At 74.2% G+C, this 25,942-nt stretch carries 26 protein-coding genes and 1 pseudogene; 22 read left to right on the forward strand and 5 right to left on the reverse strand.

Annotated elements, in window-relative coordinates:
- Positions 1-21: 21 nt before the first annotated feature.
- Both DJ476_RS26765 and DJ476_RS26770 read left to right on the forward strand, forming a co-directional pair.
- A complete protein-coding gene (locus DJ476_RS26765; protein WP_103421268.1) occupies positions 22-867 on the forward strand; it encodes an ABC transporter permease in 846 nt (281 codons plus the stop codon).
- A gap of 104 nt (positions 868-971) precedes the next feature.
- A complete protein-coding gene (locus tag DJ476_RS26770) occupies positions 972-1,733 on the forward strand; it encodes an ABC transporter permease (RefSeq protein WP_103421269.1) in 762 nt (253 codons plus the stop codon).
- 178 nt (positions 1,734-1,911) lie between these two features.
- Here DJ476_RS26770 and ybaK read toward each other — a convergent pair whose 3' ends face one another.
- The 4 genes from ybaK to DJ476_RS26790 form a co-directional block, all read right to left on the reverse strand.
- Complete coding sequence (gene ybaK, locus DJ476_RS26775; protein ID WP_112491742.1) at positions 1,912-2,409, reverse strand: Cys-tRNA(Pro) deacylase; 498 nt, start codon at positions 2,407-2,409, stop codon at positions 1,912-1,914.
- A 16-nt stretch (positions 2,410-2,425) separates the two neighbouring features.
- Positions 2,426-3,190 (reverse strand): LON peptidase substrate-binding domain-containing protein, encoded by a 765-nt coding sequence (locus DJ476_RS26780; RefSeq protein ID WP_070203179.1) that lies wholly within the window; start codon positions 3,188-3,190, stop codon positions 2,426-2,428.
- 5 nt (positions 3,191-3,195) lie between these two features.
- The gene (locus DJ476_RS26785) at positions 3,196-4,236 is read right to left on the reverse strand and encodes a hypothetical protein (protein WP_103421271.1); all 1,041 of its coding nucleotides are present in this window, start codon (positions 4,234-4,236) and stop codon (positions 3,196-3,198) included.
- A 219-nt stretch (positions 4,237-4,455) separates the two neighbouring features.
- Positions 4,456-6,057: an oxidoreductase gene (locus DJ476_RS26790; RefSeq protein WP_103421272.1), complete on the reverse strand. Its 1,602-nt coding sequence runs from the start codon at positions 6,055-6,057 to the stop codon at positions 4,456-4,458.
- A 196-nt stretch (positions 6,058-6,253) separates the two neighbouring features.
- On the opposite strand from DJ476_RS26790, the gene hisD reads away from it, so the two are divergent.
- The 11 genes from hisD to DJ476_RS26840 all read left to right on the forward strand — a co-directional run bounded on the left by hisD (position 6,254) and on the right by DJ476_RS26840 (position 17,991).
- Entirely contained in the window at positions 6,254-7,576 is a 1,323-nt protein-coding gene (gene hisD / locus DJ476_RS26795; protein ID WP_103421273.1) for a histidinol dehydrogenase, read from the forward strand.
- Positions 7,573-8,703 carry a histidinol-phosphate transaminase gene (locus DJ476_RS26800; protein ID WP_112491743.1) on the forward strand — a complete coding sequence of 377 codons (1,131 nt, stop codon included), beginning with the start codon at positions 7,573-7,575 and terminating at the stop codon, positions 8,701-8,703. The genes hisD and DJ476_RS26800 overlap by 4 nt, the downstream gene beginning before the upstream one ends.
- Entirely contained in the window at positions 8,700-9,296 is a 597-nt protein-coding gene (gene hisB, locus DJ476_RS26805; protein ID WP_053561611.1) for an imidazoleglycerol-phosphate dehydratase HisB, read from the forward strand. Before DJ476_RS26800 ends, hisB begins: the two co-directional genes overlap by 4 nt.
- Positions 9,293-9,460 (forward strand): hypothetical protein, encoded by a 168-nt coding sequence (locus DJ476_RS35010; protein WP_018486598.1) that lies wholly within the window; start codon positions 9,293-9,295, stop codon positions 9,458-9,460. Before hisB ends, DJ476_RS35010 begins: the two co-directional genes overlap by 4 nt.
- A gap of 10 nt (positions 9,461-9,470) precedes the next feature.
- The gene (hisH, locus tag DJ476_RS26810) at positions 9,471-10,112 is read left to right on the forward strand and encodes an imidazole glycerol phosphate synthase subunit HisH (protein WP_103421275.1); all 642 of its coding nucleotides are present in this window, start codon (positions 9,471-9,473) and stop codon (positions 10,110-10,112) included.
- Positions 10,112-10,837, forward strand: coding sequence for a bifunctional 1-(5-phosphoribosyl)-5-((5-phosphoribosylamino)methylideneamino)imidazole-4-carboxamide isomerase/phosphoribosylanthranilate isomerase PriA (priA, locus tag DJ476_RS26815; RefSeq protein ID WP_019761380.1), 726 nt, complete (start codon positions 10,112-10,114; stop codon positions 10,835-10,837). The genes hisH and priA overlap by 1 nt, the downstream gene beginning before the upstream one ends.
- Positions 10,834-11,241 (forward strand): RidA family protein, encoded by a 408-nt coding sequence (locus DJ476_RS26820; protein WP_103421276.1) that lies wholly within the window; start codon positions 10,834-10,836, stop codon positions 11,239-11,241. The genes priA and DJ476_RS26820 overlap by 4 nt, the downstream gene beginning before the upstream one ends.
- A complete protein-coding gene (gene hisF, locus DJ476_RS26825) occupies positions 11,238-11,993 on the forward strand; it encodes an imidazole glycerol phosphate synthase subunit HisF (protein WP_103421277.1) in 756 nt (251 codons plus the stop codon). Before DJ476_RS26820 ends, hisF begins: the two co-directional genes overlap by 4 nt.
- Before the next feature lie 199 nt (positions 11,994-12,192).
- On the forward strand, positions 12,193-13,155 hold the full coding sequence (gene bdeA, locus DJ476_RS26830; protein ID WP_112491744.1) for a bis(hydroxyethyl) terephthalate hydrolase: 963 nt from the start codon (positions 12,193-12,195) through the stop codon (positions 13,153-13,155).
- 158 nt (positions 13,156-13,313) lie between these two features.
- Positions 13,314-16,397: a helix-turn-helix transcriptional regulator gene (locus DJ476_RS26835; protein ID WP_112491745.1), complete on the forward strand. Its 3,084-nt coding sequence runs from the start codon at positions 13,314-13,316 to the stop codon at positions 16,395-16,397.
- 127 nt (positions 16,398-16,524) lie between these two features.
- Positions 16,525-17,991, forward strand: coding sequence for a PucR family transcriptional regulator (locus DJ476_RS26840; RefSeq protein WP_112492634.1), 1,467 nt, complete (start codon positions 16,525-16,527; stop codon positions 17,989-17,991).
- Between the two features lie 41 nt (positions 17,992-18,032).
- Here the strand turns inward: DJ476_RS26840 and DJ476_RS26845 are convergent, their stop codons facing one another.
- Complete coding sequence (locus tag DJ476_RS26845; RefSeq protein ID WP_070203172.1) at positions 18,033-18,665, reverse strand: TIGR03085 family metal-binding protein; 633 nt, start codon at positions 18,663-18,665, stop codon at positions 18,033-18,035.
- A gap of 84 nt (positions 18,666-18,749) precedes the next feature.
- On the opposite strand from DJ476_RS26845, the gene hisI reads away from it, so the two are divergent.
- The 9 genes and pseudogenes from hisI (at position 18,750) to trpA (ending at position 25,938) form a co-directional block, all read left to right on the forward strand.
- A complete protein-coding gene (hisI, locus tag DJ476_RS26850; protein ID WP_019766130.1) occupies positions 18,750-19,130 on the forward strand; it encodes a phosphoribosyl-AMP cyclohydrolase in 381 nt (126 codons plus the stop codon).
- A gap of 9 nt (positions 19,131-19,139) precedes the next feature.
- Positions 19,140-20,633: an anthranilate synthase component I gene (locus DJ476_RS26855; RefSeq protein WP_070203171.1), complete on the forward strand. Its 1,494-nt coding sequence runs from the start codon at positions 19,140-19,142 to the stop codon at positions 20,631-20,633.
- A 14-nt stretch (positions 20,634-20,647) separates the two neighbouring features.
- Positions 20,648-21,360, forward strand: a pseudogene (locus tag DJ476_RS26860) (TIGR02234 family membrane protein).
- Positions 21,361-21,506: 146 nt separating this feature from the next.
- Positions 21,507-21,758: an HGxxPAAW family protein gene (locus DJ476_RS26865; protein ID WP_103421283.1), complete on the forward strand. Its 252-nt coding sequence runs from the start codon at positions 21,507-21,509 to the stop codon at positions 21,756-21,758.
- A 343-nt stretch (positions 21,759-22,101) separates the two neighbouring features.
- Positions 22,102-22,548 carry a DUF2752 domain-containing protein gene (locus tag DJ476_RS35815; RefSeq protein ID WP_381148841.1) on the forward strand — a complete coding sequence of 149 codons (447 nt, stop codon included), beginning with the start codon at positions 22,102-22,104 and terminating at the stop codon, positions 22,546-22,548.
- Between the two features lie 115 nt (positions 22,549-22,663).
- Positions 22,664-23,473 carry an indole-3-glycerol phosphate synthase TrpC gene (gene trpC, locus DJ476_RS26875; RefSeq protein WP_026237257.1) on the forward strand — a complete coding sequence of 270 codons (810 nt, stop codon included), beginning with the start codon at positions 22,664-22,666 and terminating at the stop codon, positions 23,471-23,473.
- Positions 23,474-23,490: 17 nt separating this feature from the next.
- Complete coding sequence (gene trpM, locus DJ476_RS26880) at positions 23,491-23,703, forward strand: tryptophan biosynthesis modulator TrpM (RefSeq protein WP_112491746.1); 213 nt, start codon at positions 23,491-23,493, stop codon at positions 23,701-23,703.
- Between the two features lie 139 nt (positions 23,704-23,842).
- The gene (trpB, locus tag DJ476_RS26885) at positions 23,843-25,129 is read left to right on the forward strand and encodes a tryptophan synthase subunit beta (protein WP_070203168.1); all 1,287 of its coding nucleotides are present in this window, start codon (positions 23,843-23,845) and stop codon (positions 25,127-25,129) included.
- Positions 25,126-25,938, forward strand: a complete 813-nt coding sequence (gene trpA / locus DJ476_RS26890) for a tryptophan synthase subunit alpha (protein WP_019766293.1) — start codon at positions 25,126-25,128, stop codon at positions 25,936-25,938. Before trpB ends, trpA begins: the two co-directional genes overlap by 4 nt.
- Positions 25,939-25,942: the final 4 nt, after the last annotated feature.

Consider the following 25,942-nt stretch of genomic DNA (forward strand, 5'->3'; position numbering starts at 1 on the left):
GTGTAAGGGGAGCGGCCACAGGTGACCAGCATCGTTCCGGCCCGGACCGCACCGTCGCGCGTCCGCCCGCAGCCCCGCCCCTCCGGCCCCGGCTCCGCCGCGCGGACCGTGCCCGCGCCCCTCGCCCCCCGGGCCCGGCTGCTGCCCTCGCTGGCCGCCGTCTACCGGGCCCAGCTCTCCCGGGCGCGGGTCGCCCGGATCCCGCTGCTCTTCGTGGCGACCTTCCAGTCCGTCGGGATCATGGTCCTGATGCGGGGGGTCGTGGACGGCGGGGCCGAGGCACGGGCGGTGGTCGCCGGCTCCAGCGTGCTGGTGGTGGCGTTCGTCGCGCTCAACCTGCTCGCGCAGTACTTCGGCCAGCTCCGGGCGGGCGGCGGGCTCGACCACTACGCCACCCTGCCGGTGCCGCCGGCCGCGGTGGTGCTGGGGGCGGCCGCCGCGTACGCCTCGTTCACCGTGCCCGGCACGGTCTTCACGGCGATCACCGGCAGTGTGCTGTTCCAGCTGCCGATGACCCATCTGTGGGTCCTGGTCGCCGTCATCCCGCTCTCCGGCGCCGCGCTGGCCGGTCTGGGCGCGGCCCTCGGGCTGCTGGCCCCGCGCCCCGAGCTGGCGACCCTGCTGGGGCAGCTGGGGATGTCCGCCGCCCTGCTCCTCGGGGTGCTGCCGGCCGACCGGCTGCCGGGGCCGGTGGGCTGGGCGCGTGACCTGCTGCCCTCCACGTACGGTGTCGAGGCGCTGGCCCGCTCCTTCGACACGGCTCCGGACTGGGGGCTGATCGGCTTCTTCCTCGCGATCTGCGCTGCGGTGGGGGTGCTGTCGCTGGCGGTGGCCACGTGGGCGTACCGGCGGGCGGCGGTTCGGTAGGGCGCTACGTGAGGGGCGCGCGTGGGTGTGTGCTCCGAGGGAGCGGTGTACGTCGGTGGCCCGCCGTGCACGCGCCTGCGGCATCCGGTGAGGCGCCGCACAGGGTGGCCTGGCACGATGGCACGGTGACCGCACCTCTGACGCCGCCTCACCAGCCGAACCCCCACGATCCGTGGCAGGCCCCGCCCTCGGGCTCCCATCTCGCGACCGCGCCCGCCTCCGGTTCGCCCGACGACCCGGACACGGCGACGGAGCTGCGTCAGGCCGCCGTCGTCGTCGCTCTGGTGGCGCTCGCCGGGATCGCGCTCGGCCTGCTGTGGCTCTGGCTCGCGCCCCGGGTCCCGCTGGTCTCCGACGGCAGCGCCGTCTTCCTGGAGAACAGTGAGGGCGAGGAGGCCATCGGGGCCGACGGAACGTTTGTGCTGCTGGCGGCCGGGTTCGGTGCGCTCTCGGCGGCGGCCGTCTTCTGGCGGCTGCGGCGCGGGGGTGTCCTCGTGGTGGCGGGTCTCGCGCTGGGCGGGGTGCTCGGGTCGCTGCTGGCCTGGCGGGTGGGGGTCTGGCTGGGCCCGTCCTCCGACGTGGTGGCCCGGGCCCGGGAGGTCGGCGAGGGGGTCGTGTTCGACGCGCCGCTGGAGCTGCACGCGGTGGTGGTGGCGGTGCTGGTGTGGCCGTTCGTGGCGCTGGGCCTGCATCTGCTGCTGACGGCGGCGTTCGGGCCGCGGGAGCCGGAGCCGGAGTGGGCGGGGGTGGGGTGGTCGTCGTACTACGGGGGGCCGGGGGAGGACCCCGGGGGTCCGAAGCCGGCTGCCGGGCCCGGGGCTGGGCCTGTGCCGGGGGCGCCGCCGGGGGGTGCGGGGGCGTCGTAGCGGTGCGGGTGGGGCGCCTGCGGCGGGCTGCTCCCCTACCCGCCCCTTCCCGAAACCGGGGCGCCGCCCCGGACCCGCTGTGCCCTCAAACGCCGGGCGGGCTGGATTTTCGGGGCGCTGCCCCGGGCCCCGCTCCTCAAGCGCCGGGCGGGCTGAAAGACGCCCTTGAGGAGGTCTTTCAGGCCCGCCCGATCTCCGCGAACACCGCCCCCGTCAGCCCCGCCAGGTCCTCCGCCGACAGCTCCACCTCCAGCCCCCGGCGCCCCGCCGAGACGCAGATCGTGGCGTGGGCGCGGGCGGAGGCGTCCAGGACCGTGCGGAGGCGTTTGCGCTGGCCCAGGGGGGAGATGCCGCCGCGGACGTAGCCCGTGGTGCGTTCCGCCGCCGCCGGGTCCGCCATCGTGGCGCGTTTGCCGCCCACCGTGGTGGCCAGGGCCTTGAGGTCCAGGGAGCCGGCCACGGGGACGACCGCGACCGTCAGTTCGCCGTCGACGTCGGCGACCAGGGTCTTGAAGACCCGGTCGGGGGAGACGCCCAGGGCCTCGGCGGCCTCCTCGCCGTAGGAGGGGGAGGACGGGTCGTGGTCGTAGGTGTGGACCGTGAAGGCGGTGCCCGCCGCGGTCAGGGCGACCGTGGCGGGGGTGCCGCCCGACTGTTTCTTCGGCTTCTTCGCCACCGGGAGGAGTCCTTGTTCAGTTGGGGTGGGTCGGGGCGCGGGTCAGGTCCGGTGCGGGCAGCGACGGGAGGTGGCGGATGACCGCGGTCTCCCGGCGCAGCAGCGTCAGCTCCTCGCGGAGCCGGGTCGCGGTGTCCGGGGCCTGGAGGAGGCGCTGCTTCGTGGGGGTGTCCAGGACGGTGGCCGCCGCGACCAGGTAGGAGACCACGGAGGGGTCGTCGGGCAGATCGGAGCCGGTGGAGAGCGAGCGTTCGCTCGCCCCGGCCAGCCGCTTCTGGTACGCGCGGAACGCCCGCAGGACGCCCTCCGCGAGCGCACCGGCCTCGTCCGCCTCGTCCTCGGCGGGCGGCTCCTCGGTGACCTCCTCGACCTCGGCGGTCAGATACGGGCCGCTCGTGTCGACCGAGAGCAGCCGCACCCGGGTCGTGCCGGTGGCCAGGATCTCGAAGCTGCCGTCCGCGCGCTCCCGGATGGTCGCCGCGTCGGCCACGCAGCCCACCCGGTGGAAGGTCTGGATCGGATCGGGGCCGAAGCCGTCGGCGGGGGCGCGCTCGGCGGGGGGCGGGGAGGCGACGGGGTCCGGCATGCCGGTGCCCGTCACGGCGGTCTCGCGGCCGTCGCGGATCGCGACCACGACGAAGCGGCGAGGTTCGTCCTCGTCGCTCTTCAGCAGCTCCCGCATCATGGCGCGATACCGCTCCTCGAAGACGTTGAGCGGCAGGACGAGGCCGGGGAACAGCACCACGTTGAGCGGGAAAAGGGGAAGACGGGCGGTGGTCACAACGCTCAAGCGTAATGGCCGCGCGGCCGTCCGCGGTCGGCCCGGTCGCGCAAGGGGGTCGCGGAGGCCACCTGGAGCCGTGCGCCGTCCCGCGCGTCGAGGAACCGGCCCAGGGCGTCGTCGGAGACCGAGGACCACGGGAACGACGTCGCGTGCTGCCCGATCAGCGTGAACTGGTCCAGCGCCTCGGCCCAGCGGCCCCGGGCGAGGAGCACGTAGGCGAGGAGGTTGCGGACCTCGGCGGGCCAGGGGTCGCCGGGCCGGTAGGCGGCCGACAGCCGGATGGCCGTGTCCGCCGCCGCGTCGATCCGCTCCTCCAGTACGGAGGTGGTGCGGCCGAGCGCCTGGGTGTCCAGGAGCAGGGCGAAGGCCGCCCGCACCGGAAGGGCCTGCACCAGGGAGTCCGGCAGGGCATCCTCCGCGGCCCGCTCGGCGAAGTCGAAGCACTCGCGGTGCGAGCCGTACCAGGCGGCGGAGAGATAGCGGAGCGCCGCCACATGGCAGCCGTAGTGGTGCGCGGAGCGCCGTACCGCCTGCTCCCACAGCGACTCGAAGGCGGTGTGCGTGGCGTGGCTGCCCCGGGCGTGGTCCAGGGCGAGCCGCCAGGGCACCGGGTCGCGCGGGTCCGCCTCGGCGGCGGCGGTGATCAGCGGGCCCACCTCGTGGAGCCGCTCGGCGCGGGCGGGCGACTCCCAGGCGCGGCGGACCGCCAGCTCCGCCTTGACCAGCAGGGCGTCGGGGTCGCGCGGGGCGGCGGCCAGCCAGTCGGTGAGCCAGCCGTCCCGGTGGCGGGCGAAGGTGGTGAGCCGGCCGAGATAGCGGTCGCGGTTCTCCCAGTCGGCGGCGTCCCGCGTGGTGGCGAGGAGTCCGGCGGCCGGTTCGTGGTCGCCGAGGGCGGCCGCCACCAGCGCCGGGGAGAGCCGCTCGTCGGGGGCGTCGAGCAGCACGGCGTCGTCCGCGGGCAGTCCGGCCGACAGCGGAGGGCTGTGCCGGAGCATGCGCGCGGTGCTGATGAGAGCGCGAAGGAAGGCCATGGTGCAGACCATTGAAAAGCGCTGGTGAGGGCCGCGCCAGGGGTGCGCTGTGAAGCTTCTGTGCCGAGTGGATGGGTTGTACCGGGGCGGGTCAAGAAAGAGTAAAGGAAAGGGGTGGGGGTGGCTTGAATGTGACCCGGAGGTCACCGCCGACCCGTGGGCGAGGCCGCTCCCGAATCCCTCCGACGCCCCGGTCCCGGCTGTCCCGAGCCGTCCGACCGGCCTCTCCCGTCACCCCCTGCGCAGCAGCCGCGAGGCCCCCGCGGCCACCGTCGTGGCCAATATCCACCCCACCAGCACCAGACCGGCCGCCGCCCACTGCCAGCCGCCCTCCATCCGCCAGTAGCCGTCCTGGCCGAGGTTGATCACCGGGATCAGGAGGTCCAGCGCATAGAGCGCCGGGTTCCACAGCGGTGACTCGTCGTCCTTGATCGGCGCCGGGTCGTACCGCGAGAACGCCGCCGTCCCCGCCGCCCACAGCACCGCCATCCACACCAGCGCCCGCCCAGGCCGGTACCCGTACGCCACCGTCCAGTCCTGGAGGAACCCCCACGCCTTCGCGGCCGGCGGCAGCGTCTCCCGGCGCCGACGCTGCTTGGCCAGCAGCACCTCCCGCGCGTCCGCGTCCTCGCCGCTGCTGCGCAGCACCGTCGCGAGGCGCTCGTACGGCTCGGGGACGTACTCCGGGGTCGCCGCCGACACCCACTCCAGCCGCCGCGAGAGCGGGAAGTGGCCGTACGGGACGAGGTTCTCGTAGACGAAACCGCCCATCGCCAGACCGCCGGGCCCCGGCCAGCTGGTGGACAGGTCGATCAGGGTCACCACCTTCGCCCCGTTCAGCACGACCCGCCCCTCCTCCGGGCGTTCCGCGTTGAACCGCAGCTCCGGTGTGACGATCCGGCGCAGCGACAACTCCTCCTGCCGGGTCATCGCGAACCGGGCCTTGTGCAGGTCCACCGCGTCCCCGAACCGCCCGTCGTCCAGCCGCACCCCGCCCTTGCACTCGAAGATCTGCGACCGGGTCCCGCGCGCCGGGGTCGGGGCGTAGACCACGCCGTACGGGGGGGTCGTGCCCTGGTTCCCCGTCTCGACGCTCACCCACGCCTCGGTCATGTAGAGCGTGCGCTCCACCGTCAGCTGCGGCGCGTTCAGCGCCCGCCGCTCCTCCGCCGCCCGCAGATGGCTGCCGCGCAGGCTCAGCGAACCGCCCACCTTCGCCCCGCGCAGGCTCAGCTCCCCGTGTGTCTCGATCATCTCGGCCTGGAGGTCCTGGGCCACCGACATGCCGTCCCCGACGAACGCCCTGCCGTGCCGGTCGGGCCCCACGCTCAACTGGTTGATCAGCAGATCCGTGCCGATCTGGGCGTCGGTGAGCCGGATGCCCCGGTCGATCCGGCAGCGCGGCAGATGCAGATCGCCCTCCGTGTGCAGCCGGGCCGCCTCCAGCCGGGGCAGCAGACACCCCACCAAGCGCAACGTCGTGAAGTGGCACTCCGGCAGCACCACCTCCTGCTCGAACCGGCACCCCGTCAGCTCCACGTACGGCGAGACCCGCCCGCCCGCCAGGTCCAGCTTCCCGGTGATCCGCACCCCCCGGAGCTTGAGCGCCGCCACCCGGCCAGGCCGCGCCGGTGGCCCGCTCAGCAGCAGCCGCGCCACCGTGCGCGCGCCGACACTCCGCTCGGGCCCCCAGGTGTGCCGGGCGAACGGATCGTTGCGGGTGGGGTCGTAGGTGCGTAAGTCATAGGTGGTCCCGTTGCGGAAGGACTGCCACATGCCCAGCTCCGCTGCGCTGAGGCCGTCCGGGATGTCGCCTTCGTGCGGCTCGGTCACGGCCGCTCCCTCCGTGCACACATGCTGTAGTCGTGTCTTTCCCTCTGCGTGACGGCGTGAAAGCTATCGGTCAGCAGTGACAACAGGTGCGGCCGGAGTTGGCCGAGACACGTATCAGCCGGCGATACGGGCGACCCATGTATCAGCCAGTGATACGGGCGACCGGGCGCCCGGAGCGGTCTGCGAGAATTGCGGTGTGATCTCTCGAATCGATCTGCGCGGCGACGCCCTCCCCGAGGGTGCTGCCCTGCGCGACCTGCTGCCCCGTGCCGAGTTCGACGTGGAAGCCGCCCTGGAGACGGTGCGGCCCATCTGCGAGGACGTACGCCATCGTGGCTCCGCGGCAGTGATCGAGTGGGGGGAGAAGTTCGACGGTGTCCGGATCTCGTCGGTCCGGGTGCCCGCCGAGGCGCTGACGAAGGCCCTGGAGGAGCTGGACCCGGCCGTCCGCGCGGCCCTGGAGGAGTCGATCCGCCGCGCCCGCCTCGTCCACCGCGAGCAGCGCCGCACCACGCACACCACCCAGGTCGTCCCCGGCGGCACCGTCACCGAGAAGTGGGTCCCCGTCGAGCGCGTCGGGCTCTACGTTCCCGGCGGCCGCTCGGTCTACCCCTCCTCCGTCGTGATGAACGTCGTCCCGGCCCAGGAGGCGGGTGTCGAGGGCGTCGCCGTGGCCTCCCCGCCGCAGAAGGACTTCGACGGCCTCCCGCACCCCACGATCCTCGCCGCCTGCGCCCTGCTCGGCGTGGACGAGGTGTACGCGGCGGGCGGCGCCCAGGCCGTCGCGATGTTCGCGTACGGCACCGAGGACTGCTCCCCGGTCAACCTGGTCACCGGCCCCGGCAACATCTACGTCGCCGCCGCCAAGCGCCTCCTCAAGGGCCGCATCGGCATCGACGCCGAGGCCGGGCCCACCGAGATCGCGATCCTCGCCGACGCCACCGCCGACCCGGTGCACGTCGCCGCCGACCTGATCAGCCAGGCCGAGCACGACCCGATGGCCGCCGCCGTCCTGGTCACCGACTCCGAGGAGCTGGCCGCCGCCACCGAGGCCGAGCTGGTCCCCCAGGTCGCCGCCACCAAGCACGTCAAGGACCGCATCGAGCCCGCGCTGGCCGGCCGCCAGTCCGCGATCGTCCTGGTCTCCTCGGTGGAGGACGGCCTCAAGGTCGTCGACGCGTACGGTGCCGAGCACCTGGAGATCCAGACCGCCGACGCCGCCGCCGTGGCCGACCGGGTCCGCAACGCCGGAGCGATCTTCGTCGGCCCCTGGGCCCCCGTCTCGCTGGGCGACTACTGCGCGGGCTCCAACCACGTCCTGCCCACCGGCGGCTGCGCCTGCCACTCCTCGGGCCTCTCCGTGCAGTCCTTCCTGCGCGGCATCCACATCGTCGACTACAGCCGCGACGCGCTCGCCGAGGTCACCCACCATGTGGTGACCCTCGCCGAGGCGGAGGACCTCCCCGCCCACGGCGCCGCGATGAAGGCACGGTTCGGCTGGAAGGTTCCGCAGCAGTGACGTACGACAGCACCGCCCCCCGCAACCCCTGGGACGAACTCCCCATCCGGGACGAGCTTCGGGGCCAGTCCCCGTACGGAGCCCCCCAGCTCGACGTCCCCGTACGCCTCAACACCAACGAGAACCCGTACCCGCTCCCCGAGGCCCTGGTCGACCGCATCGCGGAGCGGGTCCGCGAGGCCGCCCGCGACCTCAACCGCTACCCCGACCGGGACGCGGTCGAGCTCCGCACCGAGCTGGCCCGCTACCTCACCCGCACCGCCGGGCACGAGGTGACGGCGGCCAACGTCTGGGCGGCCAACGGCTCCAACGAGGTCCTCCAGCAGCTGCTCCAGACCTTCGGCGGGCCCGGCCGCACCGCGATCGGCTTCGAACCCTCGTACTCGATGCACGCCCTCATCTCGCGCGGCACCGGCACCGGCTGGATCTCCGGCCCGCGCGGCGAGGACTTCACCATCGACGTGGCGGCCGCCCGCGCCGCCATCGCCGAGCACCGCCCCGAGGTCGTCTTCATCACCTCGCCCAACAACCCCACCGGCACCGCCGTCGACGCCGAGACCGTCCTCGCCCTCTACGACGCCGCGCAGGCCGCCGGTCCTTCGATCGTCGTCGTCGACGAGGCGTACGGAGAGTTCAGCCACCGCCCCTCGCTGCTCCCGCTGATCGAGGGCCGCCGCGACCTGATCGTCTCCCGGACCATGTCCAAGGCGTTCGGCGCGGCCGGGCTGCGCCTGGGCTACCTCGCCGCCGACCCCGCCGTGGTCGACGCGGTCCAGCTGGTGCGGCTGCCGTACCACCTCTCCTCCATCACCCAGGCCACCGCGCTCGCCGCCCTGGAGCACACCGATACGCTGCTGGGGTACGTCGCGCAGCTCAAGGGCGAGCGCGACCGGCTGGTGGCCGAGCTGCGGGCCATCGGCTACGAGGTCACCGAGTCGGACGCCAACTTCGTCCAGTTCGGCCGCTTCGACGACAGCCACGCCGTCTGGCAGCGGATCCTCGACCGGGGCGTCCTGGTCCGGGACAACGGCGTACCGGGATGGCTGCGGGTCACCGCAGGAACCCCGGCCGAGAACGACGCGTTCCTCGATGCGGTACGCGAACTCAAGAAGGAGCACGACGCATGAGCCCCCGCGTAGGCCGCGTGGAACGCACCACCAAGGAAACGTCCGTACTGGTCGAGATCAACCTCGACGGCAGCGGAAAGGTCGATGTCGCCACCGGGGTCGGCTTCTACGACCACATGCTCGACCAGCTCGGCCGCCACGGCCTCTTCGACCTCACGGTCAAGACCGAGGGCGACCTGCACATCGACACCCACCACACCATCGAGGACACCGCCCTCGCGCTCGGCGCCGCCTTCAAGCAGGCCCTCGGCGACAAGGTCGGCATCTACCGCTTCGGCAACTGCACCGTCCCGCTGGACGAGTCGCTCGCCCAGGTCACCGTCGACCTCTCCGGCCGCCCGTACCTGATCCACACCGAGCCGGAGAACATGGCCCCGATGATCGGGACCTACGACACGACGATGACCCGGCACATCTTCGAGTCCTTCGTCGCCCAGGCCCAGGTGGCCCTGCACATCCACGTCCCGTACGGGCGCAACGCCCACCACATCGTGGAGTGCCAGTTCAAGGCGCTCGCCCGCGCCCTGCGGTACGCCTCCGAGCGTGACCCGCGCGCCGCCGGCATCCTGCCCTCCACGAAGGGCGCCCTGTGACCGGCCTCAGCACCCTCCTGATCGTCGTCGGCCTCTTCCTGGCCGGTGGCGTCTACTCCTTCTCGAAGCAGGGGATGCCCAAGGGCGTCATCGTGCTGCTGTCGATCGGCTCCGTGATGTGCCTGGTGGCGGGCATCCTGCGGATCCAGGGCCTGTGGGACTGAGGGACGGACCATGACTGACACCAAGAAGGTCGTCGTCTTCGACTACGGCTTCGGCAACGTCCGCTCCGCCGAACGGGCCCTCGCCCATGTCGGCGCGGACGTCGAGATCACCCGCGACTACGAGCGCGCGATGAACGCCGACGGGCTGCTCGTCCCCGGCGTCGGCGCGTTCTCCGCCTGCATGGAGGGGCTCAAGCGGGCCCGCGGCGACTGGATCATCGGCCGCAGGCTCTCCGGCGGACGCCCCGTGATGGGGATCTGCGTCGGGATGCAGATCCTCTTCGAGAAGGGCATCGAGCACGGCGTGGAGACCGAGGGCCTGGACGAATGGCCGGGTACGGTCGGCCCCCTGAAGGCAGACGTCGTCCCGCACATGGGGTGGAACACGGTGGAGGCCCCCGAGGACTCCCGGCTCTTCGCGGGCCTGGACCCCGAGGCCCGCTTCTACTTCGTGCACTCCTACGCGGCGCACGACTGGTCCCTCGAGATCACCAACGCCAAGATCCGTGCCCCCAAGGTCACTTGGGCCACGCACGGCGAACGGTTCGTGGCCGCCGTGGAGAACGGCGCGCTCTGGGCCACCCAGTTCCACCCCGAGAAGTCCGGCGATGCCGGCGCCCAGCTGCTGACCAACTGGATCGAGACGCTGTAATGCCGAAGCTTGAACTGCTCCCCGCCGTCGACGTCCGTGACGGCCAGGCCGTCCGCCTCGTCCACGGCGAGTCCGGCTCCGAGACCTCCTACGGCTCCCCGCTGGAGGCCGCCCTCGCCTGGCAGTCCGCCGGGGCCGAGTGGCTGCACCTCGTCGACCTGGACGCCGCCTTCGGCACCGGGGACAACCGGGACGTGATCGCCGAGGTCACCGGCGCCATGGACATCAAGGTCGAGCTGTCCGGCGGCATCCGCGACGACGCCTCGCTGGAGGCCGCCCTCGCCACCGGCTGCCGCCGCGTCAACCTCGGCACCGCCGCCCTGGAGTCCCCGGAGTGGGTCGCCAAGGTCATCGCGGAGCACGGCGACAAGATCGCCGTCGGCCTCGACGTCCGGGGCACCACCCTGCGCGGCCGCGGCTGGACCCGCGACGGCGGCGACCTCTACGAGACGCTGGCCCGCCTGGACGCCGAGGGCTGCGCGCGGTACGTCGTCACGGACATCGCCAAGGACGGCACCCTCCAGGGCCCGAACCTCGGCCTCCTGCGGGACGTCTGCGCCGTCACCGACCGCCCGGTCGTCGCCTCCGGCGGGGTCTCCTCGCTGGACGACCTCCGCGCGATCTCCCTCCTCGTCCCCGAAGGCGTCGAGGGCGCGATCGTCGGCAAGGCGCTGTACGCGAAGGCGTTCACGCTGGAAGAGGCGCTCAAGGCGGTCGCCGTATGACGGACGCCTCGTCCGCTGTGCGCCGGATCTCCACCGGTGCCCCCTGGGAGGAGAAGTTCGGCTACTCCCGCGCGGTCGAACTCCCGGGCGGCCTCGTCCTGGTGTCCGGCTGCACCTCCGTGGTGAACGGCCAGATCGCCGCCGGCTCCCCGTACGAGCAGGCCATCACCTCCTTCGACGTCGCCTTCGCGGCGCTGGAGCAGGTGGGCCTGGGCCGCGAGGACGTCGTCCGTACGCGGATGTACATCACCCACGCCCGGGACGTGGACGAGGTCGGCCGCGCCCACAAGGAGCTGTTCGACGCCGTACGCCCCGCCGCCACGATGATCATCGTGTCCGGATTCGTCGACCCGAGCCTGGTCGTCGAGGTCGAGGTCGAGGCCTACCGAGGAGGCGCGAAGTGAGCCTGGCCGTACGGGTCATCCCCTGCCTGGACGTCGACAACGGCCGGGTCGTCAAGGGCGTCAACTTCCAGAACCTGCGCGACGCGGGCGACCCCGTCGAGATGGCCAAGCTGTACGACGCCGAGGGCGCCGACGAGCTGACCTTCCTCGACATCACCGCCTCCAGCGGCGACCGCGAGACGACGTACGACGTGGTCCGCCGCACCGCCGAGCAGGTCTTCATCCCGCTCACGGTCGGCGGCGGCGTCCGCACCCCCGACGACGTGGACAAGCTGCTGCGCGCCGGGGCGGACAAGGTCGGCGTCAACACCGCCGCCATCGCCCGCCCCGACCTCATCCGCGAGATCGCCGAACGCTTCGGCCGCCAGGTCCTGGTCCTCTCGGTCGACGCCCGCCGCACCCCGGAGGGCACCTTCGAGGTCACCACCCACGGCGGCCGCAAGGGCACCGGCATCGACGCCGTCGAATGGGCCCACCGGGCCGCCGAGCTGGGCGCGGGCGAGATCCTGCTCAACTCGATGGACGCGGACGGCACGAAGGACGGCTACGACACCGAGATGATCGAGGCGGTACGCAAGCACGTCACCGTCCCCGTCATCGCCTCCGGCGGTGCGGGCCGCCTCGCGGACTTCGCCCCGGCGATCGACGCGGGCGCGGACGCGGTGCTGGCCGCGTCGGTGTTCCACTTCGGTGACCTGCGGATCTCCGAGGTCAAGGACGCGCTGCGGGAGGCGGGGCACCCGGTCCGCTGAGGACCTCGATCCCTTTCGGCGGTATCACCGGTCCGTGAAGACCGGTGATACCGCCGATGCGCGTCCACGGGCCGCACCGTGAGAGTGGCGACCGCCGACGAACGACGACGGCAGCCACGCGGCGCGCCCCGACAGCCCCCGGACGACGGGCCCTGGGCCTCGCGTGGTGTGGTTCCCGCCCCCACCGAGAGGATCCCCCGTGCCCCAGCACCTCCTCCCCGCACGCCGACAGGCCCCGCGCCCGAGCCGCCCCCGTACCTCCCGTACATCCCCGAGCCGCCCCCGTACGCTGACGGGTCTGCTGGCCGCCGCGGCGGCCACGGCCGGCCTCCTGCTCAGCGGCCTGGCCCCCGGCGCCCAGGCCGCCGTGGCCGCCGCCAACCCCTACGAGCGCGGTCCGGCCCCCACCAACGCCTCCATCGAGGCGAGCCGCGGCCCGTACGCCACCTCCCAGACCTCCGTCCCCTCGCTCGTCGCGAGCGGCTTCGGCGGCGGCACCATCTACTACCCGACCTCCACCGCCGACGGCACCTTCGGCGCGGTCGTCATCTCGCCCGGCTTCACCGCCTACCAGTCCTCCATCGCCTGGCTCGGCCCGCGTCTGGCGTCCCAGGGCTTCGTGGTCTTCACCATCGACACCAACACCACGCTCGACCAGCCGAACAGCCGGGGCCGCCAACTCCTTTCCGCGCTCGACTACTTGACCCAGCGCAGTTCCGTACGGAACCGGGTCGACGCGACCCGGCTCGGGGTGATGGGCCACTCGATGGGTGGCGGTGGCTCCCTCGAAGCCGCCAAGAGCCGTACGTCGCTGAAGGCGGCGATCCCGCTGACCGGCTGGAACACCGACAAGACCTGGCCCGAACTGCGCACGCCCACGCTGGTGGTGGGAGCGGACGGCGACACGGTCGCCCCGGTCGCCACGCACTCGAAACCGTTCTACGAGTCGCTGCCCGGCTCGCTGGACAAGGCGTATCTGGAACTGCGGGGCGCATCGCACTTCACGCCCAACACGTCCAACACGACGATCGCGAAGTACAGCATCTCGTGGCTGAAGCGCTTCATCGACAGTGACACCCGCTACGAGCAGTTCCTCTGCCCGGTCCCGCGGCCGAGCCTCACCATCGCGGAGTACCGGGGCACCTGCCCGCACACGTCGTAGAACGGCCCTTCCGGCGGCTCCGGCTGAGGCCCCGGCTCCGGCTCCGGCGCTGTGCCCGCGCACAGCGCCGGAGCCGTCCGGCTGGGAGTCCGCACCGCTCGGGCGGGTGACCGGACGCGCGCCTTCCACGGTCGCCCGGGCGACCGTACGGTGCCGACGTGACCTCATCGACGACCGTGCGCAGTCCGCACCGGCTGTACGGCCGCGGCGGCGAACTGGCCATCATTCAGGGTCTGTTGACCCGGCTGCGGCAGGGCGACGGTGGTGCGCTCGTCCTGGCGGCCCCGCCCGGCCTCGGCCGTACGGCGCTGCTGCGCGAGGCGGCGGCCGCGCATCGGTCGCGGGGGCCGGTGCTGTACGGGACGGCGTCCGCTGCCGGGACCGGCGCTGCTGCTGCCACTGCCACTGCCTCGGCTGACCGCGCCGGGCCGGCCGACTGCGCCGGGTTGGGCGACGACACCGGGCCGGCCGACTGCGCCGGGCCGGTCAACCGGGCTATCCCGGTCAACCCAGCTGCCCCGGCCGACCGTGCTGGCCGCGTCGCCCACGCCGGGCTGACCGACCACGCCGCGCGCGCCACCCACGCCGCGTCGGCCGACCGTCCCCGGCCGGTCCCTGCGCCCGAGCCCCACACCTCCGAACCCCTCACCCCCGAGGAACTGCTCGTCCGGCTCAGGGGCGAGAGCACCGGCCGGCCGGTGCTGGTCTGCGCCGACGACGTGCACGTCTGGGACCCGGCCTCCCGCACCGCCCTCGCCGCCGCAGCCCGCCGCCTCGGCCCGGGCAGCGGGGTGGGGATCCTCATCGCGGCCGACGACGGCCCCGCCTTCGCCGGGCTGCCCACCCGCCGTCTCGGCCCGCTGGACGAGGACGCGTCGGCCGCGCTCCTGGACCGGCTGGCGGGAGCCGGAGCCGGGGCGGGAGCCACCACGGGCCCGCTCGACCCGGTCGTCCGCGCCGAGCTGCTGCGGGAGGCGGCGGGGAACCCCCGCCTCCTCGCCGGGCTCCTCGGCCACCTCACACCCGGCCAGCTCACCGGCCGCGCCCCGCTGCCCTGTCCGCTGCCCGGCGCCGAAGGGGTGCTGGAGGCGTACGCGTACCGCCTGGACACGCTCCCCGCGCCTGCCCGGGCCCTGCTCCTGCTGGCCGCCGCGGCCCAGGAGCACGAGCCCGTCGGCGCGGGGGCGGACGCGCTGCTCCTGCTGCGCGCAGGCACCCGGGCCGGGCTGCCCCGGGACTTCCTGGACGACGCGCTGTTCGGTCCCGCCGCGACCGAGGGGCTGCTGCGACGGGCGGGGAGCCGGGTCCACTTCAGCCCGCCCCTGGCCGCCCGCGCGGTCCTGCACCACACGCCCCCGGCCCGCCGCCGCGCCGCCCACGAGCTGCTCGCCGTGCTGCTGGGGGAGGCGGGCGGCCGGGCCGGAACGCTCGCCGCCCTCGCCCAGCGGGCCTGTGCCGCGCCGGGCCCGGACCACGCGCTCGCCGCCCGGCTGGAGGCGGCGGCCACCACCCCGTACTCCCACGCCGAACGCTCCTCCGCCCTGGCCCGTGCCGCCGCGCTCACCCCTGATCCACCGCTGCGCTCGGCCCGGTTCGCCGCAGCCGCCGAACAGGCGGCCCACGCAGGCGACCCGGACCGGGCCCGCGCCCTGCTGGCCCGCACGGCCGCCCCGGCGGGAACGGGGTCCGGCCATGGCCCTGCGCCTCTGGCGGGTGGGCCGGGGCTCGCCCCCTACGTCCACGGGCTGCTCGCCCTGCGCTCGGGCCCCGCCGTCGACGGGTACGAAGCTCTCCTGGCCGCCGCCGCGCTGCTCGGGCCGCACGATCCCGGCCGGGCCCTCCACGCGCTGCTCGGGGCCGCCGATGCCGCCTGGGTGCGGGGGGACGCGGTCGGGTACCTGGAGGCCATGGGGCGCGTCGACCCCGCCCCGTACGGCGACGCCTTCGCCTCCTACCGGGCGGGCATGTGCGCCGTGCTCGCCGGGCGGACCGCCGAGGGCCACGCGCTGCTCCGGCGCTGCCTCGACCCGGACGGGACCGCCGAGGGCCATTCCCTCCTCCGCCGGTCCATCGACCCGGACGGGACATCCGGCCCCGCCGGTCTCCTCCGGGCCGGAGCCGCCGCGCTCGTTCTCGGGGAGGTGGCCGCCGCCTGCCGCATCGGGGCGCGGGCGCTCGGGGCCGTACGGGCCAAGGGGCCTGAGGCGTTGCTGCCGCAGGCTCTGGAGTACCTCGCCTACGCGGAGCTGCGGGCCGGGCTGCACGCGGCGGCCCGGGCCCATGCCCTGGAGGGGCTGCACGCCGCACGGCGGACCGGGCAGCCCAACAGCTCCGTCCGGCTCCATGCCGTCCTGGCCCTCGCCGCCTCCGTCGAAGGGCCCGCCGAGGCCTGCGCCGCCCACTGCGACGCCGCGCTGGCCGGTGCCGTACCGCACGGGCTCGCCCAGCCCGCGACCCTCGCCACCTGGGCACGTGCCCGCGCCGACCTGGCCGCCGGGCGGCCCGAGGAGGCCGCCGCCCGGCTCGGGCCGCTCGTACGCCCCGGGCCCCGGCAGGGGCACTTCGCCGTCCGGATGCTCGCCGTGCCCTGTTATGTCGAGGCCGTCGTCCTCGGTGGGCGGGGTGGTCAACTGCCTTCCATCATCGATGAGTTCGCTGCCTGGGCCGACCGGACCGCCGATCCCCAGGCCCCCGCCCAGCTCGCCCGCTGCCGCGCCCTGCTGGCCCCCGCCGACGAGGCCGACGCGCGGTACGCGGAAGCCCTCGCCCATCACGACCGGGCGGGCGGCGACTTCGAACGGGCCCGCACCCTGCTCCTGTACGGGCAGTGGCTGCGCCGCCGTCGGCGCACCCGCGAGGCCCGGACCCCGCTGCGCGACGCCCTCGTCGCCTTCCAGCGCTGTTCGGCCCGCGCCTGGGCCGAGCGGGCGGGCGGGGAGTTACGGGCGGCGGGGGAGCCGGTCGCCGGGGCGGTACGGGACACGGGCGGCGGGGTGCTCTCCGTGCTCACCCCGCAACAGCAGCGCATCGCCCGCTGCGTCGCCGAAGGGGCCACCAACCGCGAGGTCGCGCTCCGGCTCTCGCTCAGCCCGCGCACGGTCGACCACCACCTCCGCAACGTCTTCGCCGCCCTCTCCATCCGCTCCCGCACCGAACTGGCCCGGCTGCTCGGCCCCCAGACGTCCCAGATGCCTCGGACGCCCCGGACGTCCCAGAGTCCCCAGAACCCGCAGCGGCCATGACGGGCGGATGGACGGGTGGTTGCGAGACCGTGATGACAAGTTCCGCGCAGACCCCTAGGTACCGACCGGGCGGTATGCCATTCTGCGGGCGTCAGGATCGCCCGGCCGATCTCCGGTGGAGGCCGCCATGCCCCAGCTCGTCCGTCCGCGGTTCGCGGTGCTGCACGGCACCCACCCCGCGGCGCCGTTGCCCCAGCGCTTCCGTTCCCTGGCCGACCGCGAGGCCGTCGAGGTGCTGCACCGGGCCGCCCGGGTCCTCGTGGCCTCGCTCCCGGCCCTCACCGACCGGCTCGTGGAGGCCCTGTACGAGCAGGAGCCCGGCTACCGGGCGGCCATCGACGCGGACCGGTCCGAGGTCTGGCAGGAGGTCCACCACTCCCTGCGCCACAACGTCGGCTCGCTGCTCCAGCCCAAGGAGTTCCGCGACGCCGCCCACCGCACCTCCCGCTGGATCGGTGAGATCCGCGCCGGACAGGGCGTCCCGCTCGACGCCGTCCTGCACGCCTTCCGGATGGGCGGGGCGATGGTCTGGCAGGACCTGGTCGACGAGACGGCCCGCCGCGACCCCGACGACGTACGGCTGCTCGTCCACGTCGCCGCCGATGTGTGGAACTTCGTCGACGAGCACTGCGGCATCGTCGCGGACGCCTACCGGCAGGCCGAGCGCCGGCTGACCTGGCAGCGCGAGAACCGGCAGCGGCTGGTGATCGCGGCGCTGCTCGACGGGACCGCCCGGATCGCGGACCTCAGCGACGCGGCGGCCATGCTCGGCCTGCCGGAACAGGGGCGGTACGCGGTGCTCGCGGTCGCCTCCGTACGGCGCGGCGACCCCGGCCCCGTACGGCAGTCCCAGCCGGAACCCGTCCGGCCGCTGCTGAACCTGCCGTCCGCCCTGCCGCAGCCGCACGAGCCCCGGTACGGCCGGGCGGAGGCGGGGGTGGCGACCGAGGCCCCGCTCCCGGGCGCCGCTCCGGAGGGGCCGCCCGGACCGGACGTCCGGGTGGCCGAGGCCCCGGCCCCGTACGCCGGACCTGCCGGGCCACCGGGCGCCGCCGCCCCCCTCTGGCACACCGGCCCCGACGCCGAGTTCGCCATCCTCCGGCTCACCGGCGAACCGGGTGACCCCGGCGAGCTGCACGCCATCGCCGCCGCGCTGGACGCCCCCGACGGGACCCGGGCCGGGATCGGCTCCGCCGTCGACGGGCTGGCCGCGCTCGGGGACGCCCGGCGGCTGGCGGAGACCGCGCTGCGGGCCTGTCCCGCCTCCGGGGGCACGGTCGTGCTCGACGAGCACCTCCCGGACGCCCTCGTCGTCTCCTCCCCGGCCCTCGGCTCCGCCCTCGCCGCCCGGGTGCTCGGTCCGCTGGACCGGCTCGACCCCGCGGACCGGAACGTCATCCTGGAGACCCTGACGGCCTGGCTCGACGCGGACGGCTCCGCCCAGCGGGCGGCCGCGCGGCTCTACTGCCACCGCAACACCGTCCTCAACCGGCTCCGCCGCTTCGAACAGCTCACGGGCCGCTGCCTCACCCGCCCCCGGGACGCCGTCGAGGTCTCCCTCGCGCTGGCGGCCCGGCGGCTCCTGGGCACGTAGAAGCCCCCGGACGGTCACATCCCCGGCTCCGCTACATCCCTCTACATCCCCAGCTCCGAGCGGTGCAGCCGGTCCACCGCCTCCTTCTCGCCCTCCACCTGCACATCCGCCGCGTCCTGCCGACCGAAGGCGAACAGCAGCAGCTCCGAGGGCTCCCCGGTCACCGTCACCACCGGGGCGCCCTTGTGGGCCACCGCCGTGCGGCCGTCCGGGCGGCGCAGCACCAGCCCCACCGGGGAGCGGCGGCCCAGCAGCCGGGCGGTCTTCTCGGTGTGCGACCAGAGGACATCCGCGAAGACCGGGTCCAGCTCGCGCCGCGACCAGTCCGGCTGGGCCCGGCGCACGTCCTCCGCGTGGATGAAGAACTCCACCGTGTTCGCCGCCTCGTCGATCTGCTTGAGGGACATCGGGGAGAACCGGGGCGGCCCCGTCCGGATCAGCTGGATCAGCTCCTCGTACGGCTTCGCCGCGAACTCCGCCTGCACCCGCTCCAGCCGGTTCTTCAGCGCGCCGATCACCAGCCCGCCCGCCGCGTCCGCCCGGCGCTCCCGGACCACCACATGGGCGGCGAGATCACGGGTCTTCCAGCCCTCGCACAGGGTCAGGGCCTCGGGACCGGCCGCCTCCAACAGATCGGCCAGCAGGAGACGTTCACGCTTCGCATGGGTCGACATGCCCGCCAGCGTACGACCGTCGCCCGGGGTCCGCCCAGTGGACGTCCGCCCGGAGAGCCCCCACCGCCACGGCACAATGGGCCCATGACCAGCACGCCCGGCCCCACACCGCCCACCAGCCGCCTCGACCCCGCCATCGCCGCGCGCCTCAAGCGCGGCGCCGACGGTCTGGTCCCGGCCATCGCCCAGCAGTACGACACCGGCGAGGTGCTGATGCTCGGCTGGATGGACGACGAGGCGCTGCACCGCACCCTCACCACGGGCCGCTGCACCTACTGGTCGCGCAGCCGCCAGGAGTACTGGGTCAAGGGCGACACCTCCGGCCACATCCAGCGGGTGAAGTCCGTCGCCCTGGACTGCGACGCCGACACCGTGCTGGTCAAGGTCGACCAGACCGGCGCCGCCTGCCACACCGGCGACCGCACCTGTTTCGACGCCGACGTCCTCACCCTCCTCGACAGCTAAGGTCCGGCCATGGATCTCGACACCTTCCGCAAGCTGGCCGTCGACCGGCGCGTCGTCCCCGTCAGCCGCCGCCTCCTCGCGGACGGCGACACCCCGGTCGGCCTCTACCGCAAGCTCGCCGCCGAGCGCCCCGGCACCTTCCTGCTGGAGTCCGCGGAGAACGGCCGCACCTGGTCGCGCTACTCCTTCATCGGCGTACGCAGCGCCGCCACCCTCACCGCCCGCGACGGCGCGGCCCACTGGCTCGGCACCCCGCCCGTCGGCGTCCCCGTCGACGGCGACCCGCTGGACGCCCTGCGCGCCACCGTCGAGACCCTGCACACCCCGCGCGACCTGGTCGAGGACGCGGGGCTGCCCCCGTTCACCGGCGGCATGGTCGGCTACCTCGGCTACGACGTCGTACGCCGCCTGGAGAAGATCGGCGAGCACGGCGGCGACGATCTGAAGCTGCCGGAGCTGACCATGCTCCTCACCTCGGACCTCGCCGTGCTCGACCACCAGAACGGCACCGTCCAGCTGATCGCCAACGCGATCAACCACAACGACCTCTCCACCGGCGTCGACGAGGCGTACGCGGACGCCGTCGCCCGGCTCGACGCGATGGAGCAGGACCTGCGCCGCCCGGTCGAGAACGCCCCCGCGGTCCTGCCCCCGTCCGAGCTGCCCCCGTACACCGCGCTCTGGGGCGGCGCGTCCTACCAGGAGGCCGTGGAGGACATCAAGGAGCGCATCCGGGCCGGGGAGGCCTTCCAGGTCGTGCCCTCGCAGCGCTTCGAGACCCCGTGCACGGCGAGCGCCCTGGACGTCTACCGGGTGCTGCGGGCCACCAACCCCTCCCCGTACATGTACCTCTTCCGCTTCGACGGGTTCGACGTCGTCGGCTCCAGCCCCGAGGCCCTGGTCAAGGTCGAGGGCGGCCGGGCGATGGTCCACCCGATCGCCGGGACCCGGCACCGCGGCGCCACCCCGCAGGAGGACCAGGCGCTCGCGGAGGAGCTGCTCGCGGACCCCAAGGAGCGCGCCGAGCACCTGATGCTCGTCGACCTCGGCCGCAACGACCTGGGCCGGGTCTGCGAGCCGGGCAGCGTGGAGGTCGTCGACTTCATGTCGATCGAGCGCTACTCCCACGTCATGCACATCGTCTCCACCGTCACCGGCCGCGTCACCGAGGACCGCACCGCCTTCGACGTCCTCACCGCCTGCTTCCCCGCGGGCACCCTCTCCGGCGCCCCCAAGCCCCGCGCCATGCAGATCATCGAGGAACTGGAGCCGAGCCGCCGCGGACTGTACGGAGGCTGCGTCGGCTACCTCGACTTCGCCGGGGACTCCGACACCGCCATCGCCATCCGCACCGCCCTGCTCCGCGACGGCACCGCGTATGTGCAGGCCGGAGCGGGTGTCGTCGCGGACTCCGACCCGGTCGCGGAGGACAACGAGTGCCGCAACAAGGCCGCCGCCGTGCTGCGCGCCGTCCATACCGCCAACCGGCTCCACGACCGGTGAGGCCGTGAGGGATAGTGGATGACGTGAGTGCCGCCCCCGTACCCCAGCCCCGTGCCGTCACCGCCGACCCCGAGTCCGGAGCGCCCTCCGCAGCCGCGCCGGACGCGGAACCCGGAGCCGCGCCCGACTCCCCGGGCGGCGGAAGCAGCCGCCGGTCGCTCGCGGCCGGGCTGCTCCTGGGCGCGGTGGGCGCGACCGTCGTCCTGCTGGCCTCCGGCCAGACCTGGGCCGAGGGCCTGGCGGCCACCAGCGGCGGCGCCCTGCCGCTGACCGCCGACGGCCAGGACGTCACCGGCGCCCCGGCCGCCCTGGCCGTCGTCGGCCTGGCCGCCCTCGTCGCCGTCTTCGCCGTCCGGGGCGTCGGCCGCCGTACGGTCGCCGTCCTCCTCGCCCTCAGCGGCCTCGGCGCCACGGTCAGCGCCTGGGTGGGCGCGTCCGACAGCACCGCCCTCGACGAGCAGGCCGCCCGCACCACGGGTGACACGGGCGCCACCATCAACGCCCTCACCCACACCGCCTGGCCCTACGTCACCGCCGCCGGCGGTCTGCTGATCCTGCTCGCCGGGCTCCTCGCCCTGCGCTACGGCAGCCGCTGGCCCACGATGTCCGGCCGCTACGAACGCGACGGCACCCCGCGCCCCCGCAAGGCCCCCGCACCGCCCCGGACCCGGACCGGCCCGAGGAGCTGTGGAAGGCGCTGGACCGGGGCGAGGACCCGACCGGCTAGACACGGCTCGGACACACCCGGGGGGTGCCCCCCCCGCTCACCTCCTGTGCCCCCGTGCGGGACAATGGAGGCGAGCCGTCCTCCGAGCGGCGGCTACAGCGACCCACACCGCGAACCCACAGCGCAACACCAACAAGGAGCAACTCATGGCGGGCAGCAGCCACGGACACACCCCGGCCGCCTGGACCGGTGTCATCATCTCCTTCATCGGCTTCTGCGTCGCAGGCGTCTTCATGGTCGCGGCCAACCCGCTCGGCTTCTGGGCCGGTGTCGCCGTCATCTTCGGCGGTGGCATCGTCGGTTACGCCATGAAGCTCGCCGGCCTCGGCATGCCGAAGGAGTCCGCCGAGCTGGCGGAGGCCCGCGTCCGCGCCGGAGAGGCCCAGGTCTCCCACTGACACCCCGCCGGCCCGTCCGCGCGGCCGACACGCAGCAAGGCGCAGCCCCGGTGGGGCTGCGCCTTTCCGTATGAGCGGCGACAATCACCGGGTGAACGCCTCGCCCCCGCCTTCCGCCCCCCAGACCCCGGACCCGACGCCCGACGCCGTGCCCCAGGGCGTCGGGCCCTGGAACATGCCCCTGACCGTCTGCCCGACCCCGGACGTGGCCCGCCCCGTTTCAGCCGGTCCGGGGCCCCGATCAGCCCGCCCGGCGCCCCACCAAGCCGGCCCGGAGCCCCAGGACGGGGCCGTTGACCACCCAGCCCGTCCGGCGTTTGAGGACGGAAGCCTCGCGGGGGAGATCCCGCAGCTCACAGGCCCCTCGGGTGAAGGCTCCTCGCAGGGAAGCCGGAAGGGGTGGAAGGGCCTGGCCACCCCCCTCGGCATCCTCGCCGCCGTCGCCGGAGCCTTCGCGTACGTCGGGACCGTCGATCCCAACGAGCCCGGCCACTACCCCGTCTGCCCGCTGCTCAAGCTGACCGGCACCTTCTGCCCCGGCTGCGGCGGCCTCCGCAGCGCCCACGCGTTCGTCCACGGCGATCTCGGGGCCGCCTTTTCGGCCAACGCGGTCGCCACCGCCGGCTACTTCCTCTTCGCCGTGGTCTGGGTGCTCTGGCTGGTCCGGGCCTGGCGCGGGCAGCCGCTGCGGATCCGGCTGGCACCCGCCTGGTGGTGGGCCATCGGCACCCTCCTCCTGGTCTTCACCGTCGTCCGGAATCTGCCGTTCGGCTCGGCCCTGGCCCCCTGAATGCCCAGGTAGTGGGACGCGGAGTGGCCGGATGCGGGCCCCGGGGCCTCCTGCGGATACCATCGGTATGGCTGATCCTGTTCACCGTCAACCGTCCCGGAAGGGGGCCGCTCGCGTGAGTGTGCTCGACGAGATCATCGACGGCGTTCGCGCCGACCTCGCGGAGCGGCAGGCGCGCGTCAGCCTCGACGAGCTGAAGGAGCGCGCGGCCCGTGCTCCCCAGGCCAAGGACGGAGTCGCCGCCCTGCGCGGCGAGGGCGTCACCGTCATCTGCGAGGTCAAACGCTCGTCCCCGTCCAAGGGGGCCCTGGCCGCCATCGCGGACCCCGCCGGGCTCGCCGCGGACTACGAGGCGGGCGGCGCGTCCGTCATCTCGGTCCTCACCGAGGAGCGCCGCTTCGGCGGTTCGCTCGCGGACCTGGAGGCCGTCCGCGCCAAGGTCGACATCCCGGTCCTGCGCAAGGACTTCATCGTCACCTCGTACCAGCTGTGGGAGGCCCGGGCGTACGGCGCCGACCTCGCCCTGCTGATCGTCGCCGCCCTGGACCAGGAGGCCCTGGTCTCCCTCATCGAGCGCGCCGAGTCCATCGGGCTCACCCCGCTCGTCGAGGTGCACGACGAGGACGAGGTGGAGCGCGCCGTGGACGCCGGAGCGAAGATCATCGGGGTCAACGCGCGCAACCTGAAGGACCTCAAGGTCGACCGCTCCACCTTCGAGCGCGTCGGTCCCGAGATCCCCGACCACATCGTCAAGGTCGCCGAGTCCGGCGTCCGGGGCCCGCACGACCTGATCGCGTACGCCAACGCGGGCGCCGACGCCGTCCTGGTCGGGGAGTCCCTGGTCACCGGCCGCGACCCGCGGGCCGCCGTCGCGGACCTGGTCGCCGCGGGCGCCCACCCGGCCCTCCGCCACGGCCGCGGCTGACCGGGAGACCGACGACCATGACCGACCGTCCCGTGCCCCGCACCCGGCCGGGCCTCGCCTTGGCCGGGGCCCCGGCGCGGGACCCGCACGCCCCGCTGGCGCGCGGCTGCCGTCCGCGCGGTTGCCGCGCGCCCGCCCGCCGGGTGCACGGCCGGCGCGTGCGGTACGTCATCGGGGACGAGCCCGGCCAGGTCAACGGGATGCGATGGCGCCCGGGGTCCGCGCAGTAGCGAGCCCCGGCCGACGTACCGCAGCACCTCACCCCCGTACGTATGACCGCACCGCCCCGCCCGCACGCCGGTCCGGGTGGCGCCCGCCGCTCCGCGCATACGGTGAACCCATCCGTTGCCATGCCAAGGAGCACGTCGCATGACGTCCGAGTTCTTCATCCCGGACCCCGAGGGTCTGACCCCCAGCGCCGAGGGCTACTTCGGTGCCTACGGCGGCAAGTTCATCCCGGAGGCGCTCGTCGCCGCCGTGGACGAGGTCGCCGTCGAGTACGACAAGGCCAAGTCCGACCCGGAGTTCGCCGCCCAGCTCAACGAGCTGATGGTGAACTACACCGGCCGCCCCAGCGCGCTCACCGAGGTCCCGCGCTTCGCGGAGCACGCGGGCGGCGCCCGGGTCTTCCTCAAGCGCGAGGACCTGAACCACACCGGCTCGCACAAGATCAACAACGTGCTGGGCCAGGCGCTGCTCACCAAGCGCATGGGCAAGACCCGGGTCATCGCGGAGACCGGGGCCGGTCAGCACGGCGTCGCCACCGCCACCGCCTGCGCCCTCTTCGGCCTCGACTGCACCATCTACATGGGCGAGATCGACACCCAGCGCCAGGCGCTCAACGTGGCCCGGATGCGGATGCTCGGCGCCGAGGTCGTCGCCGTGAAGTCCGGCTCGCGGACCCTGAAGGACGCCATCAACGAGGCGTTCCGCGACTGGGTCGCCAACGTGGACCGTACGCACTACCTCTTCGGTACGGTCGCGGGCCCGCACCCCTTCCCCGCGATGGTCCGCGACTTCCACCGGGTCATCGGCGTCGAGGCCCGCCGCCAGCTCCTGGAGCGCACCGGGCGCCTCCCCGACGCGGCGGTCGCCTGTGTCGGCGGCGGCTCGAACGCCATCGGCCTCTTCCACGCCTTCATCCCGGACGCCGACGTCCGCCTGGTCGGCTGCGAGCCCGCCGGGCACGGCGTGGAGACCGGCGAGCACGCGGCGACCCTGACGGCGGGCGAGCCGGGCATCCTGCACGGTTCGCGCTCCTACGTCCTCCAGGACGACGAGGGCCAGATCACCGAGCCGTACTCCATCTCCGCCGGGCTGGACTACCCGGGCATCGGCCCGGAGCACTCCTACCTCAAGGACATCGGGCGCGGCGAGTACCGCGCGGTCACCGACGACGCCGCCATGCAGGCCCTGCGCCTGCTCTCGCGCACCGAGGGGATCATCCCGGCCATCGAGAGCGCCCACGCGCTCGCCGGTGCCCTGGACCTCGGCAAGGAGCTGGGCAAGGACGGGCTGATCCTGGTCAACCTGTCCGGCCGGGGCGACAAGGACATGGACACCGCCGCCCGCTACTTCGGGCTGTACGACACCGACGCCGCCGTCGAGGCGGACGCGGACAGCGACCGCGCCGAGATCGTGGGGGACGCCAAGTGAGTGGCAACATCGAGCTGTTGAGCACCACCCTGGCCGCCGCGAAGGCGGAGGACCGGGCCGCGCTGATCGCCTACCTCCCGGCCGGTTTCCCGACGGTCGACGGCGGCATCGAGGCGGTCAAGGCCGTCGTCGCGGGCGGCGCCGACGTCGTGGAGGTCGGGCTCCCGCACAGCGACCCGGTCCTGGACGGGCCGGTCATCCAGACCGCCGACGACATCGCCCTGCGCGGCGGGGTCCGGATCGCGGACGTGATGCGGACGGTCCGCGAGGCGTACGAGGCCACCGGCGTCCCGATCCTGGTCATGACGTACTGGAACCCCATCGACCGGTACGGTGTCGAGCGCTTCACCGCCGAGCTGGCCGAGGCGGGCGGTGCCGGGTGCATCCTGCCCGACCTGCCGGTCCAGGAGTCCGCGCTGTGGCGCGAGCACGCCGAGAAGCACGGCCTCGCCACCGTCTTCGTCGTCGCCCCCAGCAGCCAGGACGCCCGCCTCGCCACCATCACGGCGGCCGGGAGCGGCTTCGTCTACGCCGCCTCCCTGATGGGCGTCACCGGAACCCGTGCCTCCGTCGGCGCCCAGGCCCAGGAGCTGGTCGGCCGCACCCGCGCCACCACCGACCTGCCGGTCTGCGTCGGCCTCGGGGTCTCCAACGCCGAGCAGGCCGCCGAGGTCGCCGGCTTCGCGGACGGCGTGATCGTCGGCTCCGCCTTCGTCAAGGCGATCCTGGACGCCCCCGACGAGGCCGCCGGTCTCGACGCCGTCCGCTCGCTGGCGGGCGAGCTGGCACAGGGCGTTCGAAAGCGCTGAGCGC

The organism is Streptomyces bacillaris (genome assembly GCF_003268675.1).
Classification (GTDB): Bacteria; Actinomycetota; Actinomycetes; order Streptomycetales; family Streptomycetaceae; genus Streptomyces; species Streptomyces bacillaris.

Coding starts and splice junctions, on each gene's coding strand:
- DJ476_RS26785 (WP_103421271.1), bottom strand. CDS start 4,236: ATGGTCTGCACCATGGCCTTCCTTCGCGCTCTCATCAGCACCGCGCGC.
- DJ476_RS26820 (WP_103421276.1), top strand. CDS start 10,834: ATGACGGACGCCTCGTCCGCTGTGCGCCGGATCTCCACCGGTGCCCCC.
- priA (WP_019761380.1), top strand. CDS start 10,112: ATGCCGAAGCTTGAACTGCTCCCCGCCGTCGACGTCCGTGACGGCCAG.
- hisB (WP_053561611.1), top strand. CDS start 8,700: ATGAGCCCCCGCGTAGGCCGCGTGGAACGCACCACCAAGGAAACGTCC.
- trpB (WP_070203168.1), top strand. CDS start 23,843: ATGACGTCCGAGTTCTTCATCCCGGACCCCGAGGGTCTGACCCCCAGC.
- hisI (WP_019766130.1), top strand. CDS start 18,750: ATGACCAGCACGCCCGGCCCCACACCGCCCACCAGCCGCCTCGACCCC.
- DJ476_RS26840 (WP_112492634.1), top strand. CDS start 16,525: ATGCCCCAGCTCGTCCGTCCGCGGTTCGCGGTGCTGCACGGCACCCAC.
- hisH (WP_103421275.1), top strand. CDS start 9,471: ATGACTGACACCAAGAAGGTCGTCGTCTTCGACTACGGCTTCGGCAAC.
- trpM (WP_112491746.1), top strand. CDS start 23,491: ATGACCGACCGTCCCGTGCCCCGCACCCGGCCGGGCCTCGCCTTGGCC.
- DJ476_RS26855 (WP_070203171.1), top strand. CDS start 19,140: ATGGATCTCGACACCTTCCGCAAGCTGGCCGTCGACCGGCGCGTCGTC.
- DJ476_RS26865 (WP_103421283.1), top strand. CDS start 21,507: ATGGCGGGCAGCAGCCACGGACACACCCCGGCCGCCTGGACCGGTGTC.
- DJ476_RS26845 (WP_070203172.1), bottom strand. CDS start 18,665: ATGTCGACCCATGCGAAGCGTGAACGTCTCCTGCTGGCCGATCTGTTG.